Below are 16,696 nucleotides of genomic sequence, written 5' to 3' on the forward strand. Positions count from 1 at the left end.
AGCTGTTAAAGTTGTTTTACCATGGTCAACGTGACCGATTGTGCCCACGTTAACGTGTGGCTTATTACGTTCAAACTTAGCCTTAGCCATGTTAATCTTCCTCGTTTACGTCGAACACAATTCTGAGTAAAACCCAGCTCCGACATATCGTTTAAAAAAACCGAACACCAAATACTTGAAAAGCAGACTAAATAGCCTGCTTTTGGAATATTTTTGCAACTTAAGTTGCCAAACTGTAATCTGGAGCTCTTATCGAGATTTGAACTCGAGACCTCTCCCTTACCAAGGGAGTGCTCTACCACTGAGCTATAAGAGCAAATATTAGTACTTCAACTCATGGAGCGGGAGACGAGGATCGAACTCGCGACATGCAGCTTGGAAGGCTGCCGCTCTACCAACTGAGCTACTCCCGCACGATGTTGGTACTGAACCACTTTGAAGTCTTAAAATTGGTGGTGGGAGAAGGATTCGAACCTTCGAAACTTTCGTAGCGGAGTTACAGTCCGCCCCCTTTGACCGCTCGGGAATCCCACCATTTTACACTTACATCAGTGTCGTTCTTTACTTTGTACTCCAAACTTTCTAAGATGGTGCCGGCACACGGATTCGAACTGTGGACCTACTGATTACAAGTCAGTTGCTCTACCAACTGAGCTATGCCGGCGTTTCTTAGTGTTTCGTACGTTTCGTACGTTTCGTATCGGAACGGTGTGCAGTTTAGCAAAACTTGAAATCCGTGCAAGTGTTTTTTTCAAAAAAAATGCCAAAAACTCACAAAATCAATCCGTTTGACGATAATTCAACCGCTTTGATCACTGCGCGAGCTTTTATTTGGGTTTCATTCCACTCAGACTCAGGATTTGAGTCTGCAACTAAACCTGCTCCGGCCTGTACATAGACCTTATTTTCACGAATAACGCAGGTACGAATCGCAATCGACATGTCCATTTCACCATGCCAGCCTAAATAACCCACAGCACCGCCAAAAATCCCACGTTTTACCGGCTCGACTTCATCAATAATTTCCATGGCGCGGATTTTAGGCGCACCAGAAAGTGTGCCTGCTGGGAAAGTGGCTTTAAAAACATCCAGCGCATCGACATCATCGCGGACTTCACCCTGTACATTCGACACAATATGCATGACATGGGAATAACGCTCGATCACCATTTGATCTGTCACTTGCACTTTTCCAGTTTTTGAGACCCGCCCCACATCATTTCGCCCCAAGTCGATCAGCATGACATGCTCGGCGATCTCTTTTTCATCAGAAAGCAACTCTTGTTCTAAAGCCAGATCTTCTTCTTTACTCTTGCCGCGTGGACGGGTTCCTGCCAGCGGGCGGACTGTAGCAATACCATTTTCCAGACGGGACAGAATTTCTGGTGAAGAACCGACAATATGAAACGGCGTCTGGTTGTCCAGGGTCTGTCCTTGTACCAAAAACAGATAAGGGGATGGATTCAAATGACGCAATGCGCGATAAACCTGTAACGGGTCGCCATCAAAGTCAGACACCATCCGGTGGCCTGGTACCACCTGCATGACATCTCCAGCACGGATATACTCCTTAACCTGCTCTACCGACTCCAAAAACTTATCTTTTCCGGTGAGCGACTCGAAATGCGGAGGGGTATGTTTTTCTGCTTTTAAGCTGACTGGGGTTGCCAGAATATTTTCCAGTTCATTTAATTGTTCCTGTGCTTTTTCATAAGCAACTGGATCCGTGGCATCGCCATGTACAATCAGGAACAAGGTATCTTTTAAATTATCAAACACGATAACGGTTTTAGACAGCATCATCCAGAGGTCTGGCAGACCCACAGGATCCGCTTCAGGCATATTGTTCAGGCGTGGTTCGATATAACGCACCGTATCGTAACCAAAGTAACCGACCAGACCGCCGGTAAAACTTGGCAATGCCGGAAGTTCGGCCTGAGTCGGAACTTTAAACTGGGCCTGAAAATCACGGATATATTGAAATGGATCGCTACATGCCTGCTGCTCAAGGCGGCCATCGGCATGTTGTATTGTGAGTTGCCCTGCATTACAGGAGAATACGGTAGATTCACCGAGTCCAATAATGGAATAGCGCGCCCAGTTTTCACCGCCCTCAACAGATTCAAATAAATAGGCATGTTGATGCTGTTTTAAACGGGCAAATACGGACAATGGGGTTTCTGTATCCGCCAGACGCTGGCGATAAACAGGAATCAGGTTGTACCCTTGTGCTGCAAGTTGCTGGAATTGGGCTTGAGTGGTCATTCGGTTTTTCTCTTTTAATAGGGTTTACTTAGTTTGCAAATTGAAGTGAACCGAGCGACGCCATCGAAAAACCGTATCACTATTCATTCTATTTCCTTTATTCCCTTGTGCTAGTTCAGCAAATCTCTTAAGTCACTCACGATCTGCTGTGGCTGCGAATCCGCAATATCCTCGCCATGATTATAGCCATAGCTGACTACAATACAATCAATGCCGGCCCGACGTGCTGCTTCAATATCATTGCAAGAATCACCAATCAGCAAGACCTGTTCTTTGGCCACCTGATAGTGCTCTACACAATGTAATAGCTGACGTGGATGCGGCTTACGTTCGGCAAACCGGTCACCACCGATGGTATCTGTAAAATACTGTGACATTTCCAAGGTATCCAGAATACTGCATGCCGGACGCTCCGGTTTATTGGTAACACAGATCAGGGTTTTACCTTCGGCCTTGGCCCAAGCCAGAAATTCCAGAATCCCCGGGAAAGGCACGGTATCAATACATGGATCGGCATTGTAAATTTCCAGAAAGGTACTGAGTAATTCCTGATGCTGCGCTGGCATCACCTCACCGACCAAATGGCGCAGGACGCTCTCGCAAAAGAGGGAACTGCCCTTGCCAATCCAGACCCGCACCTGCTCTTCCGTCACCGAGGGCAGTTGCATGATATTAAGACTCATATTCATGGCGCGATACAGATCATGAGCCGAATCCACCAAGGTACCATCCAGATCAAATAAAATCAGCTGGCGCTGTTCGAGCTGTGCAATTGACATCCTGACCCTCGTTTTTAGTTATGCATTGTCAAAAAAGGCATGCGTTCTGCATGCCTTGATTGTATAGCCAATCATCGGCCTATTTAAATAATACCCAGGCAATAATCGCCAGAATCACCAGTACAATCAGGGAAATCAAGCCTACAGAAGCATTTTTCTGCGCCTGTTTTTCCTGTTCAACACGGGAAATCGGCTGCTCTACCGAAACCGGGGCAGGCTCAGGCTTGACGGCGGTCAGATCAATACCTTCAGCAATCGGGGCCGGTTTCGGAATACCGACATTGGTTGGCATGCCATCACGTGTTAACTGGATTGAAGCATCACGCTCTTTCAATTCTGGTATACCTTGCTCATTCATATGTTGAGCTGGCGTTTTTTCAACCACTTCTACATCTTCAGTCACTTTTTCAGCAGTTGCTTCAATGTCTGCAGCAACGTCAACCGCACGAACCGGTTCAAGCACCAAAAACTTCAAGCTGGCGAATTGAACGATATCATCTTGCTTTAACAGGGTTTCCTGCTCAATACGCAGATCATTTACAAAGGTACCATTGGATGAACCCAAATCCTGCACCCACAGTGCATCCTCTTTAAGCAGGAAAGCCGCATGTTTACGCGAAATCTCTGCTGCCTGCAACACAATATCGGCGCTCTGATGACGCCCTACCAGCATGTCACGCTCTATTGCAATATCTTGTCCAGCGAGATCATCTGTAATCGCATGTATTTTCCAAGTCATGAAATCCACTTCTCTATTCTCTTTGCCGCTATCATAACATGCTGCATGCCCATGCGAATATCCTAGCTTTTCGGTCTAAGTGTAGTGGTTGTAACGGTATTTTTACTTTTTTCGATCTGCTCGACAGGCGGTACAGTCTGCTGTGGAATGACTGGCTCGATTGCAACAGGTGTGGTCGTCACTGTAGATGAGTTCGTTGCAGGGGCCGTTGGCACAGTCTGATAAGGCGAATTTTTTAATGGGGTTTTAGACACTGGAATACGCTGCTGATAGACATCATCTACATTTTCCGGCAATTTGGAGAAATTCCCATCTGCATCCAGAGCCAATTGCAAACTATATAACTGGCTATAGCGCTGTTGGGTCAGTTTGCGTACTGCATTCTTGTCGCCCACAATGGTCGGATGAATAAAAATCAACAGGTTACGTTTCTGATTAGACTTTCCTTCGGAGCGGAATAAGCGGCCAAGACCTGGAATGGCACCCAGACCCGGTATAGCCTGACGGCCATAACTGGTGTTGTCCGAAATCAGACCGCCCAATACAATGGTTTGGCCATGTTCAGCCAGAATCGAGGTTTTAATGGCCCGTTTACTGGTCACCAGATCAGATGCCTGTCCTTTATTGGCTTTAACATCCGATACCTCCTGTTCGACTTCCAGACGTACCGTACCATCCTCCCCAATGTGTGGAATCACTTTTAAGGTTACCCCGACATCCTTACGTTCAATCGTGGTATAGGGATTGGCAACACCAGCAGCACCCGTCGATACTGAACCGGTAACAAAAGGTACGTTTTCACCTACCACGATATACGCTTCTTCATTGTCCATCGTGACAATAGACGGCGTAGACAACAGATTGGATTTGGTGGTTTCTTTGAGCGCCTGAATCAAGGCTCCATACAGCTTGCGGGACCCATCTGCCCCTTCTTTATAGTCACCCAGGATTAATGAGCCACCTGTACCCAGCGCACTGCCCGCCCCTGCTAGGCCGCCAGTCAGATAACCCGCGGCAATATTTTTCAGGCTGCTGCCAAAATTATCAAAGTTAATCAAGCCAATACCGCTATTGAGATCACCCAGGGCCCATTGCACCCCAAGCTGGTCCGCGTCATTGCCTTCAATCTCAATAATGGCAGCTTCAATCAGCACCTGCTGGCGACGAACATCCAGCTGGTTAATTGCAGATTCTATTTCACGCATTAACTGCGGATCTGCTTTGACCACCAGCGAGTTCTGGGTAGCGTCCGCAATAATACTAACCCCATTGGCACTAAAACTACTGATGCCCCCCTGCTCGGCTTTCATGCCACTGTTCAGCTGAATACCGGAAGCACCATTACTATTTGAATTGCTGCCAGCACTGTTGCTATTGCTTAAATTACTGATGGGATTGGAGGAAGATGAGTCAGATGACGCATGATCCGAACTACTTTTCACGGCCTGCCCTGTGACCAGACCTTGCAGAATTTCCGCCAGATTCTTGGCACTCGCATATTTCAGGCGAAAGACTTTTAATCCGCCCAGACGGTCGGCGGCCGGCACATCCAGCGTTTCAATCATCTGACGTACCCGTTTGCGGGTGGCCAAATCACCTTTGATCAGAATCCGGTTGGTTCGCACATCGGCAATTACCCGAACACGAGAACCACGCAGATCCTTGGCGGCACCTGTCGCGGTCATCGACTCAATCAGCTCGATCATTTCTTCAGCCTGACTCGATTGCAGGCTTACTGCCTCGATGTCATTTTGCCCTGTTCCGTCCAGATTACGGATGATGGTTTCCAGCTGATAAATATTATTGGCACGATCTGACACGATCAGGGCATTGGTGCCCGGCACAGCAGCCAGATGGGCAAATTGCGGCATTAAAGGACGCAGGGCCGAAATCAGGTCATTCGGATTGGTATTTTCCAGCCAGATGACCCGGGTAACAATCTGGTCTCCACGAGCGCGGCTACGGGCATCATAGGGAATGCCCGAGTTTTTGACATTGCTATCAGGCACCAACTTGATGGTATTACCTGAAGGAATGGCCACCACCCCATTGACATTCAACACGCCTAAAAACAGGTCATAAACTTCATTTTTATTTAAAGGTTTATTGGAAATCACCGTAACATTACCACGTACCCGGGGATCTACTGCAAAATTTTTACCTGTAATATCAGCAACTTCATTAATGAAAGCGGTTAAGTCTGCATCCCGGAGATTAATTTTCCAGGTTTGTGCATAACTGGCCGTACTGACCATAGCCACCAATGGTGCAGCCGCGCACAGCGCCCAAGCTGATCGATTATTATTAAATAAAGCCATAAACTTTTGTGCTTCCTAACCCTATATGTTGTGATGACACATCATTTCAAATCTTGTTGTATGGTCATCACCTGATCACCACGTTGTATTTCGAGTTTCACCTGACCTTCACGTCGAGCCTGTTCTAGTAATTGTGCTTCAGTCTGCCCCTGTGTGAGCGTCTGGCCATTTAAAGACAGAATCCGATCCCCCGGTCTTAAACCCAGGCGGTTACGCAGCGCAAGCGGTGTACGAGAGGTGACTTCATAACTGCCATCGGCTGCACTAACCCCCATATTTTGTAAATATTGTTCACGATTTTCCTGCATCTGCTGAATGGCACGACCAATCTCATTTTGCGGTGATGGGGCAGGAGCTTGAGGCTCAGCCCGACCTTCATTACCTGAAGAGGGCTTGGCAGACAGCAGAGACTGTTCTGGAACAATCGGCTGATTTAAACCATTTTCCAGCCCTTTGAAGAATACTTCCTGCGTGGCCCCGCCAGGACGGCGCAGTACAACCCGATCCCAATACACTTCTGCCAGCTCAAATCCACTATTGGCCAGCGTTTCGCCCACACGGTAACGGTCGACCTGATCATTGATCTTAAAAACTGCTGAAGAGTTATAACTCGGGCTGGCCACCACCACCCCTTGCAAGCTGAGATTAGCAATCTCGGTCGTTGCCGCCGTTTGTGTGTTTTCCTGAAATAACGAAAATGCACTGATATTCGGCACCTGTGGCTGTTGTGAGCCGAGTTCAACCCGATCTACCTGCATGGCCTGAGGAGGAGCCACCAACAACCAGAATAGAGCAGCCAGTTTCCAGCATACATACAGCATTAAAAACAGGAGCAATACAGGTGCAGCCCGGTTAGCTTGCTGCAGATTCAAGTTCTTCAAGTCATCTAGAGAGAAGGCCATCAGTTTAGCCCTCCCATCAGCGGTTGGCGGGTACTAATGACATAGGTGTCCAGACCGGCTTTACCTGTATAAGCAGGTGCATTCATCAAGAAACGCTGGGTGAGCTGGACATCCAGCATGAGATCAGGATCAAGTTTTATATTTAGCATTCGCTGATCGCGGGCATCTCGTACGTCCAGCAGCAGCTGGTTACTTTCATCCGAGAGCTGACCAGTTAAAGCTGGCACATTGATCTGTTCCTGACGCTGGGCAAAAGTATAGATCAACTCTCCTCCTGCCCACTGTAGCTGACCCGTCACCTGGCTAAAGCCCTGCTCTTTTTTATACTTAAAGTCCAGCTCTTTGAGCTGGATTGAATTACTAGGCCATTGCCAGGCGGCCAGCTTTTTTAAGCTTTCTGGTGCCAGCTGACCTTCAAGATTTTTAACTCTTAAAGTTTTGTTCAGGCCGTATGCCAGGGTGCCGGAAAGTTGAGTATTACCGCTATGCAGATCGACTTGAGCCCCCAATCTCAGCAATAGCAGGTCCAGAGGTCTGAGCTGCCAATTCAAGCTTCCAGTTAAGTTTCCTTTTTTCCAGTCTGCACTTCCCTGCCAGATATTCCCGTTAATATTGTGTAAGACCTGATTATTTTTATAAAATTTTGAAACTAACCAAGCTGCTGGCACCTGCAGTACAACAAAGATAAAAAAGGCCCCAATTGCAAGTATTAACCACTTTAAAGTTTTCGGTTTACTGCTCATTCCATCACGACCAACATATCGAATCTGAATTCCCGTTTATCATTTTTACTTCTACAGACCATTATGCACACTTTTTCTATGGCGCCAATTCATAGCTATAAAAAAACCAAGCAGTCATGCTTGGTTCATCAATCATAGCTCGCCTATATGACGAGCTAATGACGAAATATTAATTAAAAATTAAATTAAAAAATCTTCCAGCTTTGCACCTTTTTCCAATTCTGCAACCAGCCAACGTGGCTGTTTACCACGACCGGTCCAGGTATCTGCAGTATTCGATTTACTGCGATAACGTGGCTCTACAGATTTACGTGAGGTTTTTTTACGTTTCGACGCGCCAAACTCGATCAGCTGTTCAATACTTAATCCCACTTTTTCCGCAATCTCTAAAACTTGACGATAAGCTTCTTCAATTTCTTGATCTTTTTTTGAGGCAATCAGGGCTTCAGCTTCAGCTTGCAGGCGTTTTAACTGTTCAACAGATAGATTTGTGATATCCGGCATTATATTCTCCAAAAAATATTTCAATAACATTATTTGTTTTATTAAATAACAGCTTCATCATATTTATTTTAAAAAAAATATTCAATATATAATTGAAGTCTACAACAATTAATTGAAAACTCATTACAAAAAATAAATAATTAGTCTACTTATTAAATTATATGCCCCACACTTGATTCAAGTTGGATGATTTTTTCTCGAATAGTTGGCGGAATGACTGTTTTTTGTAGAGTGTGTTTATTGAGACAGACAATTACTGCTTCTGAAGTGGCCACAATACACTGTTGTACTTCACTCCATAATAGATAATGCATTCTGATCGCAGTATGTCTGAGTTCATCAATACGCACCGCAATCTTTAACTGATCAGGATAGACCACCGGTTTTAAATATCGGCATTGATTTGAAGCCACTACAGTTAAAATATCTTCATCAAAAACATTTAATTGATTTAAATACGCCAGACGTGCAATTTCAATATAGCGGTAATAGATAACATTATTAACATGACCAAAAGCGTCCATATCTCCCCAAGCCACGACCTGTGAGTAAATGATTGGATATTGTTGTAATTCCGACATGATCATCCTTAAATTCTAATTTCTATAAAATTGACATTCGATTCAAATACCTTATGCAGCTGTTGCAACAAATCCTCTCTGTCCTGCAAGACCGACTTAATTCTTAAATAACCCATACGGATATCATCCGGGTATAAGTCCAGCAATTGCTCAGCTTCCTCAGTATGCCCTGTGGCCCGTAACACGTGCCATTTGGCAAAGGTCAGAATAGGCAGGGTCATATATTTATTTTCCCAAAGTGCAATTTGCTCAGCAATATAACTATAATCTGGAGCCTGTCTTAATAGTTGCTGCTGGAACCACAAATAAAAGACATCCTGATTAAATTGCTGTTCCAGTAACTGCATAGCCAGACTTTCATGTTCGGCGCTCATTTCGGGCATTTTAAATAATAGTTTTAGCCATAAGAGGTTAACCTCATAATCACGCGTAAATAACTGGGGTTTTAAATCCAGATACCGTTGCTGCAAATATTTTAAATCTTCTTCACTGGCCTGATCATAGGCCGCTAATAACTGTTCTAACCAGGACTTTTTGACTTTTTGGTCTAAGTGTCCATATTTGGTCGAGCGCAGATATAACCACGGAAACTGTAAGGCAAACTGTCCCCATAATGAATTTAAACGCTGTTCATAGGCAGTTTTCACCTGATTTAACCAAGGTGATAATTCATGCTGGTTTAAAAACTCTAAATGGGTTAAAGCCTGCTGGCCATCTTGCTGAGATAAATAAATTTCTATTCGCTGTAATTCTGCCAGCTCAAATGCCATAGGGTTAGATTGATTTAAGGCTTGCAAAGCTTCGCTATATTGCTGCTGTCCCCAAGATAATCGCGCCTCAATAATATATTTGAGTAGCCCTGAAGTATTAAAAGACTGCTGAATAAAATTGCGCTGATCCTGTGCTGCATTCAGCAACCAGACCACAGCCAACTGCTCATAAGGATGTAAACGGGCAAAACTAAACACTGTTTCATGCTTGCGCTGTTCACGGCTCAAATAGCGTTTGGTGGCATACCAGATCATTTGCATCACCAAACTGGTCAGCGCCAGCATAGCAGCCAGAAACCAGAAGGTGGTCTGAATTTGCCATTCACGCCAGTATAAATAGACATATCCTGGGCCATGGCCATAACTCATCACGCTTAGGATCGCAATGCCAAACAAACACGCCAATAAATAAGCAAGCAAAATCTGTTTCATAAGCGTTTAGCTCAGCAGGGTACGAGTATTTAACAACGGAACAGGCGTTAGTGGCGTGGCCTTGATCTGTTGCAACTGTTTGATCCAGTGCTGACTGCGTTCATCCGGCAATTGCTCCAGCACATCAATGACGCTCTGCAATGCCTGCTGAAAAGCCACTTGCTGCCCCTGTTGCAGGGTGTTTTGTGCAATCAGCAAGCGTAGTTGTGCTTCTTTTAAAATCAGATGGCGTTGCATCAGCACACTGCTCATCTGTTCGACCGGCTCAATTTGAATCCAGCGTTGCCAAAATGAACGAGTTTGCGTAGATGAGGCCTGATGGGGGAGCTGAATTTCTTTTTTAATTTCAGCATCCATCTGGCTTAATAATTCATTCAGTCTGTTCCGTTGCATCACCCGTTCATTGGTCCACTGCTTCAAAGTCTCCTGGTCTTTGACGATCGCCTGTTCCAGACTGCCAGCCAACGCAGGTGCCAGGCCCAGCTGAGCCACTTCATTTTTTAAACGGTTCAATTTTTCTACCGCCATAGCATGTTGTTGCTGTTGCAGAGCAAATTCAATCAGATCCAGATATTGTTCAACCAGCTCCAGGTTTTGATGTGTATCGACCGCGACGGTCTGACTATTCTCAGAACCACTCGCCACAGGTGCTGTAGATGAGTTCGAGACCACTAACCGCTTTAAAGCCACCAGCTGATCATTCAGGTTAGCATTCTGCTGCTGGATCTGATTTAAACGTCCATTTAATTCCGTCTGGGCTGAATTCAAGAGATAGAGGTCATAGCTCAGTTTGACAATCCATGCCAAAGCCAGAGTCAAAAACAGGATGAAAAATTTTTTCATGAATGCCCTAATGTCGTCAGCATATAGTGCAGAATGGTTGATCCGCTTAAGTCATCGAGCTGCGCGAATTGAAAACCTGCCTGATGCTGCTGTTGATATTCCCCCAGGAGCACTGCCAAACGCGGCCCCAAAACCAGATAATGCGCCTGATGAATCAGTTGTGGACAGCTTTTTTCTGCCAGATCCAGCCAGTTGAGCCAGCTGGCTTCACTACTGATTAATACTACGCAAGGCTGTTCAGCCTGAATCACAGCCCGTTTTTTTTCTAGAATGTCTGCACTCTCGGCCGGACATTGCCGTCGGTAAAGTACAAAATTCAATACCTGAACCTTCTGCTCATGCAGATGCTGCATCATGAACTGGCGTCCCCCTTCACCCCGCCAGAAGGCCACCGTCGCTGGCAACGCCAGCTGCTTCAGGACTGGCAATTGCAGCATCCCTTCAGAGGTTTCTAGCTCCGGCACATGACTGTGAATACCATAGGCTGCCAACGCTTTTTCTGTGGCCTGACCGACTGCCACCCACTGCACATGCTGCAAGCTGTGCAGGGCGACACCCGCCTGCTGCAAATACCGCATTCCCAGTTGCACTGCAGTTGGGCTGACCACCACAATAATATCGGCCTGATCCAGCCGGCGATATAAAGCCAGCAGATCCTCTGAAAGAGGCTGTGCGATCAGCTCCAGTAAAGGCAATTCTACAACAGGAATCTGTGCGTTTTGTAACTGCTCAGTCAACTTTGCAGCACGATCTCTGGGTCGGGTATTGATAAACAACATCAGTTTGAATAAAGCGCCTTCAGTAGATCGCCCGCCCCCTGATCCAGCAGGTCTTTGGCCAACTGCACGCCGAGTTGCTCAGCCTCTGTGATATGTCCGGTATGCTGGGCACGTAACAGCACGGCCCCATCTACACTGCCCACCCGACCTTCAATCGAAATATGATCCTGATTTAAAGTCGCATAACCTGCAATTGGCACCTGACAACCACCCTCCAGATAGGCATTAAAGGCACGCTCCGCACGGACGCAAGCATCCGTTTCCGCATGTAAAAGTGGCAGAATAAGATCCAGCACCGCCTGATCGCCCTCACGGCATTCTAGTCCCAAAGCCCCCTGTCCTACCGCAGGCAGACTGACTTCAGCTGCAAGTGTATGACGGATACGCTCTGCCAGACCAAGGCGTTTTAAACCGGCACTGGCTAAAATGATAGCATCATACTGTCCTGCATCCAGTTTAGATAAACGGGTACCCACATTACCGCGCAGGTCAATAATCTCCAGATCCGGACGCTGCTTTAAAATCTGAGTCTTACGGCGCAAACTCGAAGTTCCTACCTTGGCACCGTGTGGCAAGTCATCAAAGCTGGCGTAATGATTAGAAACAAAAGCATCCAGCGGATCTTCACGCTCACAGATCACTGCTAAGGCCAGACCTTCAGGTAACGCCATCGGGACATCTTTCATAGAGTGAACCGCCAGATCTGCACGTCCATCCAGTAAAGCTGCTTCCAGTTCTTTTACAAATAATCCCTTTCCACCAATTTTAGCCAATGGCGTATCCAGGATTTTATCGCCCTGTGTAACAAAAGTGACTAACTCGACCTGTAAACCAGTATGCAGGTCCTGTAAACGCGCACGAATATGTTCCGCTTGCCAAAGTGCAAGTGGACTTTGTCGAGTTGCAATTTTTAGGGTCTTCATAAATTTAAATAACAGCCAATGAGAACAATAGTCTAAACTTAACCTGCTCACTTGAAAATGCAAGTGAATTTACACAAGCTTCAGATTACATTGCCTATATAGCTGTTAAAGCTTATGAATACGATCCCTTAAAATCGGCAAATGGCGTCGACTGACCGCCAGACGCTCCTCCAGTTCCCGGCAACGCACCTGATACTGACCAGAACTCACAACCTCAAGCCCATCCAGATAATGCACAGACACCAGCGCATTACGATGAATCCGGATAAACTGGTCACCAAATTCCAGCTCAAGTTCCTTTAAGGTTTCATCAATCAGGACACTGCCATTTTTGTGCCGTACAGTGACATATTTCTGATCCGCCAGAAAGTAATAGATATTTTCAACTGGCACCAACTCCACACCACGATAGGTCTTTGCCGCAATCTGCTGGCGGCTTGTATTGATATCTTCCATATTTTCTTTTTGTTTTAGTTGGCTCATCTGAGCTTGGGTAAATTTAGTTAAATGCTCCAACACCTGTGCTAATTCCTGTTGCATCACGGGTTTGAGCAAATAGCCTTCCGCATTGGACTTAAAAGCATCCAGTGCATGCTGATCATAGGCCGTACAGAATACAATGGCGGGCATCGGATCAAGCTGGCGTAAATGCTGCGCGCAGATCAGGCCATCCATTTCAGGCATTTGAATATCTAATAAGATGACATCAGGTTCGTGATGGTGAGCCAGATCAATGGCTTGGCGGCCATGGCTAGCAGTGGCAATCACCTGATGGCCCAGCTGAGAGACCAAACGCGATAAGCGTTCGACAGCCAAAGGCTCATCATCACAAATCAGGACGTCCATTTCTCCTCCTTATCCGGCTCATAGCATCACATTCATGAATAGTTTAACCCGGATCTTTTTGATTTATTTTTATTTATATCGGTATCGTAATACTGTCGTGAACATCCCTTCGCCAGCAAATGTCTGTAAGCTGACTGTAGAGCCATAATAAGCCTCCAGTCGCTGTCTGACATTTTCTATTGCAATACCGTGCCCCTTTTTTAAAGTTTTATTTTCCTGCATATAAGGGTTTGTTATGATGATATTAATTTGATTTTGTAATATTTCAATCAATACGCTTATCGTACTCTTTGTTAAGATTTTTTCAACTCCATGAAAAATACTATTTTCTAATAAGGGTTGTAAAGTCAGTAAGGGAATCTGGACTTGAGAATATAGCTCCTTGTTTTCCAGTTTCCATTCAACTTGCAAGCGTTCGCCCAGCCGAATTTGTTCAATCTGCAAATAACGCTGGCACAGATCAATTTCTTCCTGCACGCTGACCAGCTTTAACTCCTGAAAACTAGCCCGGAACAAACGCGACAGGTTTAACAGCATTTGTTCTGCCTTGTCAGGATCAATACTGATCAGGCTGATAACACTATTCAGGCTATTAAACAGAAAATGCGGGTGAATCCGTGCCTGCATGGCCTGAATACGGGCCTTCAGCTCACTATGCTGCTGCTGCTGCCACTGCTCGCGCAGATACAGATAGCGAAAACAAAACATCCCAAGCAATATTCCTAAACTTAAGTGTAGACTGAGCTGATCCAGAATAATAGTCCAGTTCAAGCCCTGAAAACTTAAATTTGTTCCAATATATATCAAAATATTCAAGCTGATAGTAGTCAGCAGCACAATGACCTGTAACAGTAAAAATCCGGACATTAAAGCCAGTTTAATCCCCATTCGCTGAAACTGCTGCTCAAAAAACTCCAGCAGCGCTGCAAAACATAACAGTATCCAGCTGATATACAGCATATATTGCAGCAGCTGTAGCACACTCAAAGCCTGCCAGGACTGGGCTTCTGCCAGCGCCAGGACCAGAGCCAGGGTATTACCACCGATAAACAGCTCGAGCAAATATTGCCACTGTCCCATCTGGCTAAAAAAATAGGAACCCAATCCCTGCCCTGTTCGGGACAGGCAAGATTGATCAGATAGAATTTCGGCAATAGGCTTTGAATTTGTTATACTCTTTTTCGTTCTACTGCTTTTAATCTGATTGAGCCGACATGACCACATCTTCTAATTCCTCTCATCCAGCACACGCCCAGACTTCGGGTATGTGGGGCGGTCGTTTCTCTGAAGCGACTGATGCTTTCGTTGCTGAATTTACAGCATCTGTTCAATTTGACCAACGTTTTTATAAACAGGATATTGCAGGCTCGGTGGCTCATGCGACCATGCTTGCCAAAGTCGGGGTACTGACTGAACAGGAACGCGATGACATTATTGAAGGTCTGACTGCCATTCAGGCAGATATTGAAGCAGGCAATTTTGAATGGCGCATTGACCTTGAAGATGTGCACATGAACATCGAATCACGCCTGACTCAGCGTATTGGCATCACCGGTAAAAAACTGCATACCGGCCGCAGCCGTAATGACCAAGTCGCCACGGATATCCGTCTGTATGTGCGTGATGAAATCGATGCCATTTTAGAATTATTGAAAAAATTACAAAAAGGTATTTTGGAGCTGGCTGCCAAGAACACTAATACCATCATGTCGGGCTTTACCCATTTACAGACTGCACAGCCGGTCACTTTTGGCCATCACTTAATGGCCTGGTTTGAAATGCTGGTACGTGACTCCGAGCGTCTGATTGACTGCCGTAAGCGTGTCAACCGTATGCCACTGGGTTCTGCAGCGCTGGCGGGAACAACCTATCCAATTGACCGTGCCTATACGGCCGAGCTTTTAGGCTTTGAAGCGATTGCTGAAAACTCACTGGATGCCGTATCTGATCGTGATTTCGGAATTGAATTCAATGCTGCAGCCTCACTCATCATGATGCACTTGTCACGTATGTCTGAAGAGCTGATTCTGTGGACTTCGGCACAGTTCAAGTTTGTGAACATTCCAGATCGTTTCTGTACTGGTTCATCGATCATGCCACAGAAGAAAAACCCAGATGTACCTGAACTGGTTCGCGGTAAAACAGGCCGGGTGTATGGTGATCTGATGAGCCTGTTAACCCTGATGAAAGGTCAACCCTTGGCATATAACAAGGATAATCAGGAAGACAAGGAACCGCTATTTGATGCGATCGACACGGTGCGTGGTTCATTGATGGCCTTTGCTGACATGATTCCGGCACTGGTTCCAAACCTTCCGGAAATGCGTGAAGCTGCCTTACGTGGTTTCTCGACTGCCACTGACCTGGCAGACTACCTAGTGAAAAATGGCGTAGCCTTCCGTGATGCGCATGAAATTGTAGGTAAAGCAGTGGCCTTAGGTGTTCAGGAAGGCAAAGACCTGTCTGAGCTCACCCTGGAACAATTACAACAGTTCTCGGATCTGATTCAGGCAGATGTATTTGAAAAAGCACTGACTCTGGAAGCATCGGTAAATGCACGTAACCACATTGGGGGTACGGCACCGGCTCAGGTTGAAGCTGCAATCGAACGTGCCCATGCTCGCCTAGAAAAACTTTATGCTTAACTGCTTTCGCTTTAATTTGGAGTATTGGTATGTCTCGACAAGTATTTTGCCGTAAGTATCAACAAGAGATGGAAGGTCTAGACTTTGCACCATTCCCGGGTGCCAAGGGACAGGAACTGTTTGATACCGTGTCTAAACAGGCTTGGCAGGAATGGTTAAAGCACCAGACCACGCTGATCAATGAAAAGCGTTTAAGCGTGTTTGAACCGGATGCAAAAAAGTTTCTGGAAGAACAACGTGAGAAGTTCTTTAATAATGATGAAACTTTAGAAAAAGCCGAAGGTCTTAAGCCTGAGGCGTGATTAAGTGGAGCACTGCTCCACTAAGCCGCAACACAAGGGCACAGTCTGCATAGACTAAAACCCTGAAAGAATCTCCATATTTTGGGGATTCTTTTTTTTATAGGGCTGAAAATGAGGCAAGACAAGCAAGAAGAGTGGGCCTAAACAACTCTAAGAAAAGAGTGTTTACGACTTAAAGCCCTGCTCTAGTGAGTCCTAAAGTCGTGCTGAAAAATTATTTTCATTTCTAAAACGCAAAATTCGTCATATCGTTTTTCTAAGCTATTTCGAGCCAACAGTGTAGCTTGAAAAATATCTCGCAAGCAGCTCAAGGCAACTTTTTTAC

The 16,696-nt window shown here is 45.7% G+C and carries 17 protein-coding genes and 4 tRNA genes; 2 read left to right on the forward strand and 19 right to left on the reverse strand.

The window, feature by feature from the left end; all coding sequences use genetic code 11:
- The 19 genes from NI467_RS10175 to NI467_RS10265 form a co-directional block, all read right to left on the reverse strand.
- On the reverse strand, positions 1 to 90 hold a 90-nt coding region (locus NI467_RS10175; protein ID WP_072292276.1), incomplete at its 3' end, for a GTP-binding protein.
- 151 nt (positions 91 to 241) lie between these two features.
- A tRNA-Thr gene (locus NI467_RS10180) sits at positions 242 to 316 on the reverse strand.
- Positions 317 to 337: 21 nt separating this feature from the next.
- Positions 338 to 413, reverse strand: a tRNA-Gly gene (locus NI467_RS10185).
- 37 nt (positions 414 to 450) lie between these two features.
- Positions 451 to 534, reverse strand: a tRNA-Tyr gene (locus tag NI467_RS10190).
- A 54-nt stretch (positions 535 to 588) separates the two neighbouring features.
- Positions 589 to 664 (reverse strand) — tRNA-Thr (locus NI467_RS10195).
- 107 nt (positions 665 to 771) lie between these two features.
- Entirely contained in the window at positions 772 to 2,265 is a 1,494-nt protein-coding gene (gene trpE, locus NI467_RS10200) for an anthranilate synthase component I (RefSeq protein ID WP_174659172.1), read from the reverse strand.
- A 110-nt stretch (positions 2,266 to 2,375) separates the two neighbouring features.
- Positions 2,376 to 3,044: a phosphoglycolate phosphatase gene (gene gph / locus NI467_RS10205; RefSeq protein ID WP_151207613.1), complete on the reverse strand. Its 669-nt coding sequence runs from the start codon at positions 3,042 to 3,044 to the stop codon at positions 2,376 to 2,378.
- 79 nt (positions 3,045 to 3,123) lie between these two features.
- The gene (locus NI467_RS10210) at positions 3,124 to 3,783 is read right to left on the reverse strand and encodes an FHA domain-containing protein (RefSeq protein WP_174659171.1); all 660 of its coding nucleotides are present in this window, start codon (positions 3,781 to 3,783) and stop codon (positions 3,124 to 3,126) included.
- 62 nt (positions 3,784 to 3,845) lie between these two features.
- Positions 3,846 to 6,101 (reverse strand): type II secretion system secretin GspD, encoded by a 2,256-nt coding sequence (gene gspD, locus NI467_RS10215; protein ID WP_253152774.1) that lies wholly within the window; start codon positions 6,099 to 6,101, stop codon positions 3,846 to 3,848.
- A gap of 41 nt (positions 6,102 to 6,142) precedes the next feature.
- Positions 6,143 to 7,003: a type II secretion system protein N gene (locus NI467_RS10220; RefSeq protein WP_174659169.1), complete on the reverse strand. Its 861-nt coding sequence runs from the start codon at positions 7,001 to 7,003 to the stop codon at positions 6,143 to 6,145.
- Positions 7,003 to 7,746, reverse strand: a complete 744-nt coding sequence (gene gspN / locus NI467_RS10225) for a type II secretion system protein N (RefSeq protein WP_174659168.1) — start codon at positions 7,744 to 7,746, stop codon at positions 7,003 to 7,005. Before gspN ends, NI467_RS10220 begins: the two co-directional genes overlap by 1 nt.
- Positions 7,747 to 7,926: 180 nt before the next feature.
- Positions 7,927 to 8,253, reverse strand: coding sequence for an H-NS family nucleoid-associated regulatory protein (locus NI467_RS10230; protein ID WP_171478826.1), 327 nt, complete (start codon positions 8,251 to 8,253; stop codon positions 7,927 to 7,929).
- Between the two features lie 149 nt (positions 8,254 to 8,402).
- Positions 8,403 to 8,831 (reverse strand): thioesterase family protein, encoded by a 429-nt coding sequence (locus NI467_RS10235; protein WP_174659167.1) that lies wholly within the window; start codon positions 8,829 to 8,831, stop codon positions 8,403 to 8,405.
- Between the two features lie 8 nt (positions 8,832 to 8,839).
- Positions 8,840 to 10,033, reverse strand: a complete 1,194-nt coding sequence (locus NI467_RS10240) for a heme biosynthesis protein HemY (RefSeq protein WP_253152776.1) — start codon at positions 10,031 to 10,033, stop codon at positions 8,840 to 8,842.
- Between the two features lie 6 nt (positions 10,034 to 10,039).
- Positions 10,040 to 10,876: a hypothetical protein gene (locus NI467_RS10245; protein ID WP_253152778.1), complete on the reverse strand. Its 837-nt coding sequence runs from the start codon at positions 10,874 to 10,876 to the stop codon at positions 10,040 to 10,042.
- Positions 10,873 to 11,655, reverse strand: a complete 783-nt coding sequence (locus tag NI467_RS10250) for a uroporphyrinogen-III synthase (RefSeq protein WP_174659164.1) — start codon at positions 11,653 to 11,655, stop codon at positions 10,873 to 10,875. The genes NI467_RS10245 and NI467_RS10250 overlap by 4 nt, the downstream gene beginning before the upstream one ends.
- On the reverse strand, positions 11,655 to 12,578 hold the full coding sequence (hemC, locus tag NI467_RS10255; protein ID WP_151207596.1) for a hydroxymethylbilane synthase: 924 nt from the start codon (positions 12,576 to 12,578) through the stop codon (positions 11,655 to 11,657). Before hemC ends, NI467_RS10250 begins: the two co-directional genes overlap by 1 nt.
- A gap of 105 nt (positions 12,579 to 12,683) precedes the next feature.
- Positions 12,684 to 13,424 (reverse strand): LytTR family DNA-binding domain-containing protein, encoded by a 741-nt coding sequence (locus NI467_RS10260; protein WP_253152780.1) that lies wholly within the window; start codon positions 13,422 to 13,424, stop codon positions 12,684 to 12,686.
- A gap of 69 nt (positions 13,425 to 13,493) precedes the next feature.
- Positions 13,494 to 14,648: a sensor histidine kinase gene (locus NI467_RS10265; protein WP_253152781.1), complete on the reverse strand. Its 1,155-nt coding sequence runs from the start codon at positions 14,646 to 14,648 to the stop codon at positions 13,494 to 13,496.
- Here NI467_RS10265 and argH point away from each other — a divergent pair.
- Positions 14,639 to 16,069 (forward strand): argininosuccinate lyase, encoded by a 1,431-nt coding sequence (gene argH / locus NI467_RS10270; RefSeq protein ID WP_253152783.1) that lies wholly within the window; start codon positions 14,639 to 14,641, stop codon positions 16,067 to 16,069. The two genes, NI467_RS10265 and argH, sit on opposite strands and share 10 nt — an antisense overlap.
- 29 nt (positions 16,070 to 16,098) lie before the next feature.
- Positions 16,099 to 16,371, forward strand: coding sequence for an oxidative damage protection protein (locus tag NI467_RS10275; protein WP_151205448.1), 273 nt, complete (start codon positions 16,099 to 16,101; stop codon positions 16,369 to 16,371).
- Positions 16,372 to 16,696: the final 325 nt, after the last annotated feature.

The organism is Acinetobacter sp. S4397-1 (assembly GCF_024129285.1).
GTDB lineage: Bacteria > Pseudomonadota > Gammaproteobacteria > Pseudomonadales > Moraxellaceae > Acinetobacter > Acinetobacter lwoffii_C.